At 68.9% G+C, this 13,597-nt stretch carries 15 protein-coding genes and 2 pseudogenes; 6 read left to right on the top strand and 11 right to left on the bottom strand.

Going from position 1 to position 13,597, the window contains the following annotated elements; translation table 11 throughout:
• Window positions 1-9: 9 nt before the first annotated feature.
• The 7 genes and pseudogenes from ACXKR8_RS08215 to paaA form a co-directional block, all read right to left on the bottom strand.
• Window positions 10-1,380: an ABC transporter substrate-binding protein gene (locus ACXKR8_RS08215; protein ID WP_458272231.1), complete on the bottom strand. Its 1,371-nt coding sequence runs from the start codon at window positions 1,378-1,380 to the stop codon at window positions 10-12.
• A 122-nt stretch (window positions 1,381-1,502) separates the two neighbouring features.
• On the bottom strand, window positions 1,503-2,264 hold the full coding sequence (locus ACXKR8_RS08210) for a DeoR/GlpR family DNA-binding transcription regulator (protein ID WP_458272230.1): 762 nt from the start codon (window positions 2,262-2,264) through the stop codon (window positions 1,503-1,505).
• A 242-nt stretch (window positions 2,265-2,506) separates the two neighbouring features.
• Window positions 2,507-3,612 (bottom strand): annotated as a pseudogene (paaE, locus tag ACXKR8_RS08205) (1,2-phenylacetyl-CoA epoxidase subunit PaaE).
• Window positions 3,612-4,142 (bottom strand): 1,2-phenylacetyl-CoA epoxidase subunit PaaD, encoded by a 531-nt coding sequence (paaD, locus tag ACXKR8_RS08200; protein ID WP_458272228.1) that lies wholly within the window; start codon window positions 4,140-4,142, stop codon window positions 3,612-3,614. The pseudogene paaE and the gene paaD overlap by 1 nt, the downstream one beginning before the upstream one ends.
• Window positions 4,143-4,153: 11 nt before the next feature.
• A complete protein-coding gene (paaC, locus tag ACXKR8_RS08195) occupies window positions 4,154-4,996 on the bottom strand; it encodes a 1,2-phenylacetyl-CoA epoxidase subunit PaaC (protein WP_458272227.1) in 843 nt (280 codons plus the stop codon).
• Between the two features lie 10 nt (window positions 4,997-5,006).
• On the bottom strand, window positions 5,007-5,291 hold the full coding sequence (gene paaB, locus ACXKR8_RS08190; protein ID WP_458272226.1) for a 1,2-phenylacetyl-CoA epoxidase subunit PaaB: 285 nt from the start codon (window positions 5,289-5,291) through the stop codon (window positions 5,007-5,009).
• The gene (paaA, locus tag ACXKR8_RS08185) at window positions 5,288-6,313 is read right to left on the bottom strand and encodes a 1,2-phenylacetyl-CoA epoxidase subunit PaaA (RefSeq protein ID WP_458272225.1); all 1,026 of its coding nucleotides are present in this window, start codon (window positions 6,311-6,313) and stop codon (window positions 5,288-5,290) included. Before paaA ends, paaB begins: the two co-directional genes overlap by 4 nt.
• A 127-nt stretch (window positions 6,314-6,440) precedes the next feature.
• Between paaA and ACXKR8_RS08180 the strand changes: the two genes are divergently transcribed.
• The 3 genes from ACXKR8_RS08180 (at window position 6,441) to ACXKR8_RS08170 (ending at window position 9,180) form a co-directional block, all read left to right on the top strand.
• On the top strand, window positions 6,441-7,052 hold the full coding sequence (locus ACXKR8_RS08180) for a TetR/AcrR family transcriptional regulator (protein WP_458272224.1): 612 nt from the start codon (window positions 6,441-6,443) through the stop codon (window positions 7,050-7,052).
• Between the two features lie 162 nt (window positions 7,053-7,214).
• The gene (locus ACXKR8_RS08175) at window positions 7,215-7,934 is read left to right on the top strand and encodes an SMI1/KNR4 family protein (RefSeq protein ID WP_458272223.1); all 720 of its coding nucleotides are present in this window, start codon (window positions 7,215-7,217) and stop codon (window positions 7,932-7,934) included.
• Between the two features lie 184 nt (window positions 7,935-8,118).
• On the top strand, window positions 8,119-9,180 hold the full coding sequence (locus ACXKR8_RS08170) for a PDDEXK-like family protein (RefSeq protein WP_458272222.1): 1,062 nt from the start codon (window positions 8,119-8,121) through the stop codon (window positions 9,178-9,180).
• On the opposite strand, the gene ACXKR8_RS08165 is transcribed toward ACXKR8_RS08170, so the two are convergent.
• The 3 genes from ACXKR8_RS08165 to ACXKR8_RS08155 all read right to left on the bottom strand — a co-directional run bounded on the left by ACXKR8_RS08165 (window position 9,152) and on the right by ACXKR8_RS08155 (window position 11,253).
• A complete protein-coding gene (locus ACXKR8_RS08165) occupies window positions 9,152-9,427 on the bottom strand; it encodes a hypothetical protein (protein WP_458272221.1) in 276 nt (91 codons plus the stop codon). The two genes, ACXKR8_RS08170 and ACXKR8_RS08165, sit on opposite strands and share 29 nt — an antisense overlap.
• Before the next feature lie 68 nt (window positions 9,428-9,495).
• The gene (locus ACXKR8_RS08160; protein WP_458272220.1) at window positions 9,496-9,933 is read right to left on the bottom strand and encodes a hypothetical protein; all 438 of its coding nucleotides are present in this window, start codon (window positions 9,931-9,933) and stop codon (window positions 9,496-9,498) included.
• Window positions 9,934-10,092: 159 nt separating this feature from the next.
• Window positions 10,093-11,253 (bottom strand): IS4 family transposase, encoded by a 1,161-nt coding sequence (locus ACXKR8_RS08155; protein WP_458272219.1) that lies wholly within the window; start codon window positions 11,251-11,253, stop codon window positions 10,093-10,095.
• A gap of 86 nt (window positions 11,254-11,339) precedes the next feature.
• Between ACXKR8_RS08155 and ACXKR8_RS08150 the strand changes: the two genes are divergently transcribed.
• On the top strand, window positions 11,340-11,738 hold the full coding sequence (locus tag ACXKR8_RS08150) for a transposase (protein ID WP_458266979.1): 399 nt from the start codon (window positions 11,340-11,342) through the stop codon (window positions 11,736-11,738).
• Window positions 11,735-12,769 carry an IS3 family transposase gene (locus tag ACXKR8_RS08145; RefSeq protein ID WP_458274906.1) on the top strand — a complete coding sequence of 345 codons (1,035 nt, stop codon included), beginning with the start codon at window positions 11,735-11,737 and terminating at the stop codon, window positions 12,767-12,769. The genes ACXKR8_RS08150 and ACXKR8_RS08145 overlap by 4 nt, the downstream gene beginning before the upstream one ends.
• Window positions 12,770-12,800: 31 nt before the next feature.
• On the opposite strand, the pseudogene ACXKR8_RS08140 reads toward ACXKR8_RS08145, so the two are convergent.
• Window positions 12,801-13,025: pseudogene (locus ACXKR8_RS08140) on the bottom strand (transposase domain-containing protein); the annotation flags it as partial.
• A gap of 230 nt (window positions 13,026-13,255) precedes the next feature.
• On the opposite strand from ACXKR8_RS08140, the gene ACXKR8_RS08135 reads away from it, so the two are divergent.
• Window positions 13,256-13,519: a hypothetical protein gene (locus ACXKR8_RS08135; protein ID WP_462100404.1), complete on the top strand. Its 264-nt coding sequence runs from the start codon at window positions 13,256-13,258 to the stop codon at window positions 13,517-13,519.
• Window positions 13,520-13,597 lie beyond the last annotated feature (78 nt).

Genomic DNA, 13,597 nt, shown 5'->3' with positions numbered 1-13,597 from the left:
GGCGCTTCGTCACTTGGTGGCGTATTTGGCGCCGACCTTGGCCGCGAGGGCCTGACTGGTCTTCAGCGCGTTGGCGACGCTGGTCTGGCCGGCGATGGCGGAGCTGATCTGCTGCGAGACCTGGGTGCCCAGGTCCTCGAACTCGGGGATGCCGACGAACTGGATCCCGGGGGCGGGCCGGGGCTGCACGCCCGGGTTCTGCGGGTCGGCGGTGTCCAGCGCGGTCTTGGTGGCCGCGGCGAAGGCGCCGGCCGACTTGAGGTAGTCGGGGTTGCTGTAGGTCGAGCTGCGCTTGCCGGCCGGCACCTGGGACCAGCTCAACTGGGTTCCCACCAGGTCCTCGTACTGCTTGCTGGAGGCCCAGGAGATGAACTTCCAGGCGTCGCTCTGGTGCTTGCTGGCCTTCTGCAGGCCCCAGGCCCAGGTGTAGAGCCAGCCCGAGCTCTTGGTCTGGTCGACCGGGGCCGGCACGTAGCCCATCTTCCCGGCCACCGGCGAGCCGGTGGCCTCCAGCGAGCCTGCCGCGGAGGTCGCGTCGTACCACATCGCGGTCTTGCTCTGCTCGATGTCGTTGAGGCACTCAGTGAAGCCGGCCTGCGGGGCCCCGGCCTCGCCGTGGGCCCGGACCAGGTTGACGTAGAAGTTGGTGGCGTTGGTGAACGCCGGGCTGGTCAGCTGGGCCGACCAGTCGGAGTTGAACCAGGTGCCGCCCATGGTGTTGACCACGGTGGTCAGCGGGGCGATGACCTCGCCCCAACCCGGCTGCCCGCGCAGGCAGATGCCCTTCATGCCCGGCTGCGCCCCGTCGGTCTCGGCGGCCAGGGCGGCGACCTGGGCCCAGGTCGGGTTGGCCGGCATGGTCAGCTTCTTGGCCGCGAAGACGTCCTTGCGGTACATCAGGAACGAGGACTCGCCGTAGAAGGGCTCGGCGTAGATCTGGCCGTTGACGGTGAGCGACTGCGCGATGCTGGGCAGGATGTCGCTCTGGTCGAAGCCGGTGTCGCCGTTGGCGAGCGTGGTGAGCGGGGCCAGCCAGCCGTTCTTCGCGTAGAACGGGGTCTCGTAGTTGCTGATGGTGGCCACGTCGTACTGGCCGGCCTGGCTGGAGAAGTCCTGGGTGATCTTGTCGCGGACGTTGTCCTCGGGCAGCACGGTGAAGTTGACCTTGATGCCGGTGGTCTTGGTGAAGTTGGCCGCGGTGAGCTTCTGCAGGTCCAGCATCTGCGGGTTGTTGACCATCAGCACATTGATGGAGTGCGCGCCGCCGCCGCTGCTGGTGCTGCCGCCCCCGGCGCCGCTGCAGGCCGCGAGCATGGCCGCACACAGGACCATGGCCCCGAGGGGGGCGGTGCTCCGGAGGATGCCTCGTCTGTTCGTCATGGTGGTGTTCCCTTCGGGACGGGTGGGATCGCCACACCTGCGGCCGTCGGCCGGGCCAGGTGCGGTGGGAAGGGTGTTGCGGGAAGGGTGTTGCAGGAGGGGTGTTGCGGGAGGGGTCGGGTTCAGACCCTGATGACGCGGGGCCCGAGCAGTGCGTAGCGGTGCGCCTCGGCGGCGCTCAGCCCGGTGTTGGTGACGATGGCCTCGAAGTCGCCCACCTCTGCGAAGCGGCAGAAGCTGCTGGCCCCGAACTTGCCGTGGTGGCCCATGAAGATCCGTCTGCGGGAGACCGCCAGGGCCTTGGCCTTGACGTCGGCCACCACCGGGTCGGGGGTGGTCAGGCCGAACTCCCGGGAGATCCCGTTCGCCCCCAGGAACGCCAGGTCGATGACGAACCCGGAGAGCATGTCGGAGGCCCAGGAGCCCACCGTGGCCAGGGTGCGGGCGCGGACCCGGCCGCCCAGCAGCAGCACGGTGATGTTGGCGGAGTCCGCGGTCGCGGCCGCGGTGGAGAGGGAGGCGGTGACGACCGTCAGCGGCCGGTCGGTGGGCAGCAGCGCCGCCAGGATCTGCGGGGTGTACCCCTCGTCCACGAACAGGGTGTCGGCCTCGCCGAGGAGTTTGACGGCCTCGGCGGCGATCCGGCGCTTGTCGTCGACATGGAGGTTGACCCGTTGGGCCAGGTCGGTCTCGAAGCCTGAACCCTCGACCGGGTAGGCGCCGCCGTAGGTGCGCCGGACCAGGCCCCGGCGTTCGAGTTCACTGAGGTCGCGCCGGATGGTCTCCGGCGCGACGGCGAAGTCGACGGCCGCGGTGGCGACCTCGACCAGGCCCTGGTGCCGGACCAGGGCGAGGATCCGGTGCTGTCGCTCCGCAGCGTTCAACGCCCTCACCCGCCCTCAACTCCGGTCCGGGCTGGTGGAGCCCGGTTTTGCCCGCATGAGATTTATATCAACGCGGATCCGGGTTGCACCTGCCCACAACGGAGAAGATGTGCCCGGTAATACCCGAGTGCTGGGAGTAAAACACCAGCTCAGCGACGCCGAGGGCGGCCGGCGGCGAGGGCCGGCCGCCCAGGGATCTCCGGAGGATGCCCGAATGGGGCTCAGCTGTCGTGGCGACGGCCTCAGCTGTCGTAGTCGACCGCGAGATTGTCCGAGACCGGGAAGGTCTGGCAGGTGAGCACATAGCCGGCCTCGACCTCGGCCGGCTCCAGGGCGAAGTTGCGGCGCATGTCCGCCTTGCCGTCGGTGATCTGGGCCCGGCAGGTGCCGCAGACGCCGCCCTTGCAGGCGAACGGCAGGTCGGTGCGGCTGCGTTGGGCCCCGTCCAGGATGCTCAGGTCGCGGGGGAGCGCGGCGGTGGTGGTGCGTCCGTCCAGGGTCAGCGTGACCGTGCTTACCGGGCCCTCGGGGCGGCGTCCTGGTGCCGCAGCGGCTCGATCGGCGCCTCGTCGGCGAAGAACAGCTCCTGGTGGACGTTGGCTGCCGCGACGCCGAGGCCGGTGAGCAGGGTCCGGGCCCCCTGCACCATCTCCTGCGGGCCGCAGAGCCACCAGTGGTCGACCGACGGCACGTCAAGCAGCGCGGGCAGCAGGGCGGCGAGCCGGTCGGCGTCCAGTCGGCCGGACAGCAGCTCGGCCTCGCGCGGCTCGCGGGAGAGCACATGGGCCAGCTGGAACCGGTCCGGGTACTGGTCCTTGAGGTCGGCCAGCTCGTCGGTGAACATCACCGTGTCGCTGCGCCGGTTGCCGTAGAGCAGGGTGACCTGCGAGCTGCGGTCGGCGGCGAGGACGGAGCCGGCGATCGAGACCATCGGGGTGATGCCGGAGCCGGCCGCGACCAGGACGTGCCGGGCGGGCGTGCCGAGGTCCGGGGTGAAGCTCCCGGTCGGCTCCAGCACGTCGACCAGGTCGCCGGGGCGGACGTCGTTCACCAGCCAGGAGGAGAACAGCCCGCCGGGCACGGTGCGGACCCCGATCCTGGGCCGGGAGCCGGTGGCCGAGCAGATGGAGTAGGAGCGGCGCTCGTCGACCCCGTCGACGGTGCGGCGCAGGGTGAGCGACTGGCCGGGGGCGAAGGCGAAGGCGGCGGCCAGCTCGTCCGGGATGTCGAAGCTCACCGCGGCGGCGTCCTCGCACAGCGGCTCGACGGCGGCGATCCGCAGCTGGTGGAAGACCGGGCGGCGACGGCCCCGGGCGCCGGGGGCGGGTGCGGTGCTGGGGGCCGTCATCAGATGTCCTTGAGGTGTTCGAAGGGTTCACGGCAGGCGCGGCAGCGGCGCAGGGCCTTGCAGGCGGTGCCGGAGAAGCGGGAGGTCTCCTCGGTGTCGGCCGACCCGCAGCGCGGGCAGGACACCGCGGGGCGGCGGGCGGAGAGGACCAGCGGCACCGGTCCCGACGTCGGCCGGGGCGCGGGCCCGGGCGGGGCGATGCCGTGCTCGGCCAGCGCCCGGCGGCCGGCCGGGGTGATCCAGTCGGTGGTCCACGGCGGGTCGATGCTGGTGCGGATCCGCACCTCGGCGAAGCCGGCCGCGCGCAGCCGCCGGTCCACGTCGGCGCGCATCTCGGCCAGGGCCGGGCAGCCGCTGTAGGTGGGGGTCAGCGTGGCGGTGACCACCCCGTCCGGGTCCACCTCGACGGCGCGCAGGACGCCCAGGTCGGCCAGGGTCAGCATGGGCAGTTCCGGGTCGGGGGCCTGTCCGGCGATCCGCAGCGCGCGGGCGGTGTCGGTGTCGTCCACCGGGTTCACGGTGTTCACCATCCTCACCACGCTCACCAGGTCGCCTGCGGGTCGGCCCTGGCCACGCTCTGCAGCTCGGCCAGCAGCGGGGCGAGGTGCTCGGTGTGCTGCCCGTCCCGGCCCGCGCCCGGCTGCGGTGCTGCGGACGGTTGCACCGCCGCCAGTCCGGCGGCGTCGGTCACCTGCCGCAGGACGGCCGTGAGCTGCTCGGCGGCGGCGGGTTCGGCGGCGGTCAGCTCGTCCAGCCAGGGGGAGACCTGGTCAAGACCGGCCTGCATCCGGCGGGCGGACTCCTCGGTGCCGTCGCCCAGGCGTATCGTCCATTCGGCGGCGTAGAGCCGGTGGTAGGTCAGCTCCTTGACGCCCTTGGCGGCGATGGCGGCGAGGACCGGGTCGGGGGAGTTCGTCAGCTGCTCGAAGTGCGCCAGCCGCCAGGCGGAGAGGACCAGCAGCCGGGCGGTGGAGCAGGCGAAGTCGCCGTTGGGCAGCTCGGTGAGGCGGACGTTGCGGAACTCGGCCGGGTCGCGGAAGTAGGCGTAGGCGTCCTCACCGCGTCCGCTGCCGTCGGCCTGTCCGGCGCGGGCGTAGAGCAGCCGGGCCTGGCCGAGCAGGTCCAGGCCGATGTTGGCCAGCGCGACCTCCTCCTCCAGCTCCGGCGCCCTGGTGCACCACTGGGCCAGTCGCTGGGCCAGCACCAGCGCATCGTCGCCCAGGGCCAGGCACTGGGCCGCCAGCGCCGCGGCGTCCAGCCCGTCCGGGACAGTGGTGTCCATGCCCAGCAGCGGGGCCTCGAAGCCGGTGCCGAAGGCCCAGTGGGCGGAGTCGTCGCCGGGGTGCTCCTCGGCCAGGGTCAGGTACACGTGGTCCTCGCTCATGTCCTGGCTCCTAGATGTGGGGGACGTCGTCGGGGATGTCGTAGAAGGTGGGGTGGCGGTAGACCTTGTCGCCGTTGGGGGCGAAGAAGGGGTCCTTCTCGTCCACGGTGGAGGCGGTGATCGCCGAACTGCGGACCACCCATATGCTGACGCCCTCGTTGCGCCGGGTGTAGAGGTCCCGGGCGTGGGTCAGCGCCATCCGGTCGTCGGCCGCGTGCAGCGAGCCGACATGGACGTGGTTCAGACCGCGCTTGCCGCGGACGAACACCTCGTACAACGGCCAGTCGGCGCTCATGCCGCGACCTCCTTCGTCTCGTTCTTCGTGTCGTTCTTCGTGTCGTTCTTCGTGTGGTTGAGTGCTGCGGCCTGCTTGGCGGCGTACGCGGACGCGGCCTCGCGCACCCAGGCGCCGTCCTCGTGGGCGGCGCGGCGGCGGGCGACGCGTTCGGTGTTGCACGGTCCGTCGCCGCTGATCACCCGTTGCAGTTCGGACCAGTCCGGGGTGCCGAAGTCGTGGCGGCCCCGCTCCTGGTTCCAGCGCAGCTCCGGATCGGGCAGGCTGACGCCCAGCTTGGCGGCCTGAGGGACCGTCATGTCGACGAAGCGCTGCCGCAGTTCGTCATTGGTGTGGCGCTTGATCTTCCAGGCCATGGACTGCGCCGAGTTGGGGGAGTCGTCGTCGGGGGGGCCGAACATCATCAGCGAGGGCCACCACCAGCGGTTGACCGCGTCCTGCACCATGTCCCGCTGGCTCTCGGTGCCGCGCATCATGGTGAGCAGCAGTTCGTAGCCCTGGCGCTGGTGGAAGGACTCCTCCTTGCAGACCCGGACCATGGCCCGGGCGTAGGGGCCGAAGGAGCTGCGGCACAGCGGGACCTGGTTGCAGATCGCGGCCCCGTCCACGAACCAGCCGATCACGCCGACATCGGCGTAGGTCGGGGTGGGGTAGTTGAAGATCGAGGAGTACTTCTGCCGGCCGCTGATCAGCCACTCGGTCAGATCCGCCCGGTCCGCGCCCAGGGTCTCGGCGGCGGAGTAGAGGTAGAGTCCGTGCCCGGCCTCGTCCTGGACCTTGGCGAACAGGATCGCCTTGCGGCGCAGCGAGGGGGCTCGGGTGATCCAGTCGCCCTCCGGCTGCATGCCGATGATCTCGGAGTGGGCGTGCTGGGCGATCTGCCGGATCAGTGTCTTCCGGTAGCCGTCCGGCATCCAGTCACGGGGCTCCACCCGCTGGTCCCGGGCCAGAGTCTCGTCGAACTGCTGCTGCAGCTGCGGGGCGTCCATCGCTACCAACTTCCCAACTTCCCAACCGACCATTCGTTCGGTAATTGATTGTGGCGCAGTTCGCCGGTTCCGGCAAGCACCAGGTTTGATCGGGCGCCGCCAAGCTGCCGATCGGGCGCTTCCGAGTGGCCCGGCGGGTGCTGCGCGCAACAATGGCCCGATGAGCGCACTGCCCGCACCTGAGACCGGCCGCCGCGGCCGCCCCGGCTACGACCGTGACTCCCTGCTGGAGGTCGCGGTCGCGGCCTTCAACGAGCGAGGCTACGACGGCACCGGCATGGAGGAGCTGTCCAAGCGGCTGGGGATCAGCAAATCCGCGATCTACCACCATGTCTCCGGCAAGGAGCAGCTGCTCGAGCTCGCGGTGAACCGGGCGCTGGACGCCCTGTTCGCGGTGCTGGACGAGGAGCTGCCGCAGCTGGGCGCCACCGCCAGGCTCGAGCACACGGTCCGGTCCAGCGTCGCGGTGCTCGCCGCTGAGCTGCCCTGCGTCACCCTGCTGCTGCGGGTGCGCGGCAACAGCCCGGTCGAGCGGAAGGCACTGGCCCGGCGCCGGGAGTTCGATCGCCGGGTCGCGGCCCTGGTCGCCCTGGCCGCGGAGGAGGGCGGCGTACGGGACGACATCGCCCCCGGGCTCACCAGCCGGCTGCTGTTCGGCACGGTCAACTCGCTGATCGAGTGGTACCGCCCGGACGGCGGCCTGCCGGTGCAGGCCCTCGCCGACGCCCTGGCCACCATCCTCTTCGACGGCCTGCGCGGGCGGTCCGACTGACGGTGCTGTCCGGCGTCGGCGGGTCATCTCTTGCACGGGCCAGGCCCTGACGGCGAACGCCGCGGGGTTTCGTAGCGGGGTTCGTAGCGGCCGGGCGGGAATCTCAGGCGCGGTCGCCGTCGCCGTCGAGCGGCTCGGTAGGCAGGGGCTAAGGTCTGCGCCATGACGCAGACGTTCGATGTTCGCAAGGGCCTGGAGCGCGCACGCGCGGACCGCGAGGCCGCATGGCGGTTCGTCCGCGACTTCACGCGCGCCTGGGTAGAGCCGCTCACCGGCGGCGACGGCTTCACCGAGGAGGACCTCGCAGCAGCGGAGGAGCGTCTCGGCCTAGGCCTGCCTACAGCCCTCGGCGAGTTGTACCGGCTACTCGGACGGCGCCAGGATCTGACGAGCAACCACGATCGGCTGCTGCGCGCGGATCAGCTCTCCATCGACTCCCGTGGCCGGGCGCTGGTGTTCCGTGAGGAGAACCAGGGTGCCTGCTCCTGGGGTGTACTGCTCAAGGATCTGGACCAGGCTGATCCTGGGGTTCATGTGCTGACGGACCTGGCCGACCGGCAGGCCCAGCAGTGGGAGCCGTGGATGGAACACCTGTCGTGGATGGCCGTCGAAATGGTGCTGGCGGAGTCCCTGCACGCACCGCAGCACCTGAGCGACTTCCTGTACGAGCCCGACCCCGAATACACGCGGATCCTCGAAGAGAACTGCGAACAGCTGCCGTTTCCGGCCTATCCGGCCAGGGGTTTCGAGGGCACCCGCTGGTTCCTCGGCGCAGACGTGCTGCTGCGGGATGAAGAGGGCTGCGTGCCTGTGAGGGCACGGACCGAGGAAGCGTTGGAAGCAGTCAGAGCCCTGCTTCCGGGGGACTGGCTCAACGGATAGGCCATCTGCCCGCGCGTTGTCGGAAAGGCCTACTGACGTGGCTACCTCCTCCAACACCCACACGAACGCCACCCCCGTTGGGGAGGGCCTGGACGACGTCGGTGCGGCTTCTTGTAGGCAGGCAGCGGGATGAGAATGGGAATCACCGGGTGGTCTTGGATGGCGAAGTGGCACGATGCAGTTCATGTCCGATGGAATGATCCACAACAGTCCACTGAGAGCGCTGGTTGAGGACCTGGAGCGCGATCCCATCTTCGCCATGTCCCAGGGAAGCAAGGAGCTGTTCCACTCCAACTTGCTGGGCTGGTACCTCAGCCGGTTCCCGCCCGTAGCTGAGGCACTCATGGGGACGGCCTCCCCGGTCAGAGTTTTCCGCGAGAAGCACCACACCGACCTGATGGTCCGGGCGGTCGGTCACCCAACGCTGGTCATCGAGAACAAGGTCTTCGCGCTACCGGACACTGACCAACTGACGCGCATCGCGGCAAAGCTGAAGGACAGCGCTCCCCGGCTCGTCCTGTTGAGTCTCACCGACCCCGACTGGCCGGCTGGAAGTTGGTCGACTCCCGATGGGCAACAGTGGACATGGCTCGGCTACCAGGAACTAGCCGAACGCCTGCGCCCTACCATCCCGGCGGTAGCAGCAGACGACAGCTACGCCGGCGCCACCCTCGGCCGATGGCTGGACCTCACCGCGAAGCTCTGCACGCTGGTCGAGACCGTAGGGCGACCCCCACTCAATGAGCTGCTTACGCTGGACAAGGAGCCCCGGACCCTGCTCGACCGGGTCCGCCTTGACGCGCCCGTCCAAAAGATGAGGTTCCAGCAGGTAGCCACCGAACTCGCCGCCCACGGCGTGACAGCAGGGGTCACACTGACCAACAACACCGGACTCATCGACTGGTTCACGAAGGGCCCCGACGGATTGACCTGGGGCTGGCAACTTCAAGGCCACCAGTTCCGACTGGCGATCATCGTCCCCGAAGGCCACGCCGGCCACGGACGCCGTGATGAGCACCAAGCCGCCCGGGAGGCCGAGGCCGCCCGACGCGCTTCCTTCTTCAACTTCGACGCCCTGGTGGACCTTGGCCTTGCCGCATCGGCGAAGCCCACAAAGTTTCTCCGCTACAACCCGAACTTCGTTTACCAGTACATCGCCGTCCCGGGCATCACAGTGGGCCAAGCAGTCCAGCTCGGCCTGTACTACACCCAATTACTCACCCGCCAGCCGCCGACTTTGGATTGATCACCCGTGCGGTCAAGCGCAAGCTGTAGATGCTCCAGTACAGGCCGCAGGTGATCGACGGCTGTTTCGCTGCGACAGGGCGGACCGCCGTCCAGTCGATCTGCTGGTTCTCGGCCCGCAGGCGGCGAACCTGAGCATGCCAGTCCGACTCATCCTGAGTCTCGATGAGCACATCCCAGTGCCCGGCCTCGGCAAATCGGGCAGCAGCCTTCTGACGGCCGACCTCCCGCTTCCTCTGCCCCGGCACGGGACCAGCACCGCGGCAGGCAGACGCCCCAGCAAGACCATTTTCCGGCGGCCGGTGGCCGCGTCCTTCTACGCTGTCCAGCAGTACAGGCTCTCCGGCTTCCGGCCGATGGCGCGGACCAGGCCAGCCAGACCGTTCAAGATCTGCACGGCAATCCCCTCGTCGAAGACCTCGCCGTCTGCCGCCCGCTCCGCAACCCACAGTCGGCTGACCTCGACAAGCCGTTGCTCAACAGCAGCGGCCAGAGCGTCCTGCAGAACCCGAGAGGCCGCAAGGACCACCGGGCCTTGGCCATCACCAGGATCGGCGACGACTTCGGGAACATCAGCGGAGACGAGGTCTTCGAAGGTCTGACCGGTGAAGATACCCTCCCACTCGATCAGCGCCTCTTCGACGTCGAAGTTCCCGAACGTCAGCGACTCAAAGAAGTCGTCGGGTCCGACATCTACGACGGCAGCGGCAGCGGCGTGGTCCGGCGCCACGAAGAACTTGATGATGGTGCTCATCGGTGCATAGTGCCTGCTCGACAGGTCCCAGCGCACCTGCTGGATACAGCCGACAGGCCCCTCCGCCCAGTGCCAAGATCAAGATCTGCAGCTGGAGTACTTACCAACACCAGTGCGTTAGGGCGTTGACCTGCGGTGCAACCGTGGCCTGCGTGGCTGTCAGCGTCGTGGGCGGGCAGTGAGTCCGTTCTCCAGCATTCCGATCTTGGCGCTGAAGGTGTAGGTGGGTGCGCTCTGGGGGTGCTTGCCCGCGTTCGGGGCGTATTTGCTGGTGGTGTTCTTCTTGCTGCGGGCCTTGACGCGCTGTCGGCGGTGCGCGGGCCACAGGTCGGCGAGGATCGCTGCGCCGATCCTTCCCACCAGGTCGGCCTTGTCCTGGATCGTGGTGCCGGCGGCGGTCAGGACGGTGTCTGCGGCGGCCTGCAGCAGCACGGTGAAGCTGAGGCGGTCCATATCCAGGGCGGGCTGGTCGGTGATCGCGTCGGCAGCGGCGCGAATCAGCACCTGGTAGGCGGTCAGCAGTGCCCAGACCTCCTGGTCGAGGCCGTCGATGCTGCGCGAGCGTAGGACGCGGCCGTCCAGGATGCTGGCCTTGATCGAAAAATAGGCGGTCTCCGCCTGCCATCGCTCGTGGTAGAGGTGCAGGAGTTCGCTTGCGGGGTGGGTGGTGTGGTCGAGGAGGCTGGTGAGCAGGCGCCACTGCTCGGTGCGTACGGTGCCGTCGGACAGAGTCACGGTGACCTCGGCCTCGATCACGCGCACCGGCAGGGGCGAGTAGCCCAGGCCGGCCCGGTAGGGGGCGCGCAGGCGGGCCAGGTAGGAGCCGTCTGCGAGGTGTTGAAGGGCGGTGGGGCAGCGGCTGGCGCCCGAGCGCACCAGGAAGTGGGCGCCGGTCGCGGCGGTGTCGGCCAGGAAGTGCACGGCGTCGAAGCCCGCGTCGGCCAGCAGCAGCATCGACGCGTCTAGCACGTGCAACAGGCGTGTGGCGTAGGGTAGTTCACCGGTTGCCTCGGGGCCGAAGGCCGCGCCCAGCAGAGCCCGGGTGCCGCACTCGACGATCACCAGCAGGCGTAGCAGCGGGTAGCCGAACTCCCTCTTCTCGCCGACCCGTTTGGGATAGAGCCAGGTGACCTGCGCGTCTTCGGGCACGTGCAGACTGGTGCCGTCGACGGCCACTGTGCGCAGCCCCCGGTAGAAGGAGCCGGGGCGGTGGCGCTCGCCGACAGGACCCGCCAGCGTCTCGAACAGCACCTTGAGGGGGCGGGCACCCAGGCGGCGCCTCGCCCGGGCGAGCGAGGAGACGGCTGGCCGGACGATCACGGCCGCGGGGCCCTCTCTGACAGTCTCGACTGAGACGTCCGGTTCGTCCGGGTTAGTCTGGATGGGCGAGACAGGAGATTCCCGGCATGGCTTCCAATACCACCACCTCACGCACAGCCCCCGAGCCCGACCCGGCCCCGCGGCCGAAGCGGCGCACGTTCACGGCGGAATACAAGCTGCGGATCGTCGCTGAGTACGATGCCGCCCCCAGCGGGGAGAAGGGCGCGGTCCTGCGCCGCGAGCGGTTGTACCACTCGCACATCATCGAGTGGCGGGCCGCGCGAGACGCCGGAGCGATGGCCACGCTCGCCGACCGGCGGACCTCGCCCGCACGCCCCAAGAGGCCCGCCGAAGCAGCCGAGGCCGAGCGGCTGCGCAAGAGGCTGGCCGTCGTGGAACGGGAGCTGGCGCAGAAGGACGCCGCCCTGGAGCTGCTGGGAAAAGCTTCCGCACTCTTGGAACTGCTCTCCAAGAGTGCGGGCTGAAAGCCGAGGCCGAGCAGGTCGCCGACGAGCTCTTCCAGTCGCTGGAGCGGGAGTTGAACACCACTGCGGCCTGCCGGCTGACCGGTCGCTCACGGGCCACGCACTACCGTCGGCTCAACCCGCCCCCGCCGCGCGAGCGCGCTCCGCGCCCCTCGCCGCCCTCAGCTCTGGCTCCGGCGGAGCGCGCGCGGATCCTGGCACTGATGAACAGCCCGGCCTATGCCGAACTGGCACCTGCCCAGATCTGGGCGCGCGAACTGGACGAGGGCCGCTACTACTGCTCAGTGCGCACGATGTACCGGATCCTGGAGGCCCAGGGCCAGACCGGCGAGCGCCGCCGCCAGGCCACCCACGCCGCCAAGTCCATCCCCGAACTCGTGGCCACCGCCCCCTCGCAGGTCTTCAGTTGGGACATCACCAAACTGGCCGGACCAGACAAGGGCATCTGGTACCACGCCTACGTCATCATCGACATCTTCAGCCGCTACGTCGTCGGCTACACCGTGGAGATGGCCGAATCGGCCGAGCGCGCCGAGGAGTTGATCAGCGAGACCGTCGAACGCAACGGCATCGCCCCCGAGCACCTGCACGCGGACCGCGGCACCTCGATGACCAGCAAGAAAGTCTCGCAGTTGCTCATCGATCTGGGCGTGACGCGCTCGCACTCGCGCCCCAAGGTCTCGAATGACAACCCGTACAGCGAAAGCCAGTTCAAAACCACGAAGTACATGGCCGACTACCCGGCGCGGTTCGACTCCCTGAACCACGCACGCGAGTGGTTCGACTCATTCATTGCCTATTACAACCATGAGCATCGCCATTCGGGCATCGGGCTGCACACGCCTGCGTCCGTGCACTTCGGCACCGCCGGCCAAGTCCAGGACCAGCGCGCCGTCACGCTCAACGAGGCATACGCCCGCCACCCCGAACGCTTCGCCCGCCGCCCCCGCCCGCCCAAGATCCCCGATCAGGCGTGGATCAACGACCCCGCCAAACGCAGAGAACCCGAATCAGCACAACAGAGCGCATAACCGTACGAACGTCTCATTTGACTTGACACGTTCCGGGCAGGTGCGCGGTCAGCTTTCCCCACACCGCCCGGTACGAGGCGTGCTCGAACAGCGCGAGAGCCAGGACGAAGTACACCATCACGCGGGCGGGCAGCAGCCGCAGCCGCTTCTCCCGCGCCCCGGTCTCCTCCAGCACGGCGTCCACCAGGGCAAAATCCACGATCTGGGTCAACTCGCCCAAGTGGCCCGGCGCGTAGACCCCCGGGATCACCTGCATGGCGGGCGTGGTGGCAGACTGATCGCGCAACGGGACTCCCGATGATCATCCGAGCTTGGCAGCAAGATGATCTATCAGGAGTCCCGTTCGACGTTCACGCCGGGGTTGCGCCGCAGGTCACAGGCTTAACGCACTGGTGTTGGAGTACTTACGTGCATAGTGTGCTCATGGATCGACTCGCGGGTCAGGCCCGACTCGAATGGTGGGCCAATCAATCGACGTGCCTTGAGATGTACGACATCGACATCACTGTCACCGTCGACGCGGTTGGCATATGGCGGGCGACCGGTCGGCATGCCGACGCCCTCGACACGACCCAGCGAGAGGGCTGGGACTTCCTCATGGAGATGGATCCCCACTTCTCCGTTGCGTTTCCTGGCGAGGATCGCGGCGGGATCATGGTGAAAGTCGTCGAGGCAGAGGACGGAACCCTCACGTTCACGCAGGCGCCGGACTGGAACGGCTCCGTGAGCATCACCTTCGACCTCACCTGAGTTCAGCCCTCAAGCTCTCCCCCTCCCAGACGAACCCACCGCTGCTATATCTGAGCGATCTCCCAGGGCCCCATGATC

Source organism: Streptacidiphilus sp. PAMC 29251 (assembly GCF_054208735.2).
Note: the sequence above shows the minus strand (reverse complement) of the source record. Positions and strands in the feature narration are given on the sequence as shown.

Coding starts and splice junctions, on each gene's coding strand:
- ACXKR8_RS08135 (WP_462100404.1), top strand. CDS start 13,256: ATGTACGACATCGACATCACTGTCACCGTCGACGCGGTTGGCATATGG.
- ACXKR8_RS08170 (WP_458272222.1), top strand. CDS start 8,119: ATGTCCGATGGAATGATCCACAACAGTCCACTGAGAGCGCTGGTTGAG.
- paaB (WP_458272226.1), bottom strand. CDS start 5,291: ATGAGCGCCGACTGGCCGTTGTACGAGGTGTTCGTCCGCGGCAAGCGC.
- paaA (WP_458272225.1), bottom strand. CDS start 6,313: ATGGTCGGTTGGGAAGTTGGGAAGTTGGTAGCGATGGACGCCCCGCAG.
- ACXKR8_RS08215 (WP_458272231.1), bottom strand. CDS start 1,380: ATGACGAACAGACGAGGCATCCTCCGGAGCACCGCCCCCCTCGGGGCC.
- ACXKR8_RS08180 (WP_458272224.1), top strand. CDS start 6,441: ATGAGCGCACTGCCCGCACCTGAGACCGGCCGCCGCGGCCGCCCCGGC.
- ACXKR8_RS08160 (WP_458272220.1), bottom strand. CDS start 9,933: ATGAGCACCATCATCAAGTTCTTCGTGGCGCCGGACCACGCCGCTGCC.
- paaD (WP_458272228.1), bottom strand. CDS start 4,142: ATGGTGAACACCGTGAACCCGGTGGACGACACCGACACCGCCCGCGCG.
- ACXKR8_RS08175 (WP_458272223.1), top strand. CDS start 7,215: ATGACGCAGACGTTCGATGTTCGCAAGGGCCTGGAGCGCGCACGCGCG.
- ACXKR8_RS08150 (WP_458266979.1), top strand. CDS start 11,340: ATGGCTTCCAATACCACCACCTCACGCACAGCCCCCGAGCCCGACCCG.
- paaC (WP_458272227.1), bottom strand. CDS start 4,996: ATGAGCGAGGACCACGTGTACCTGACCCTGGCCGAGGAGCACCCCGGC.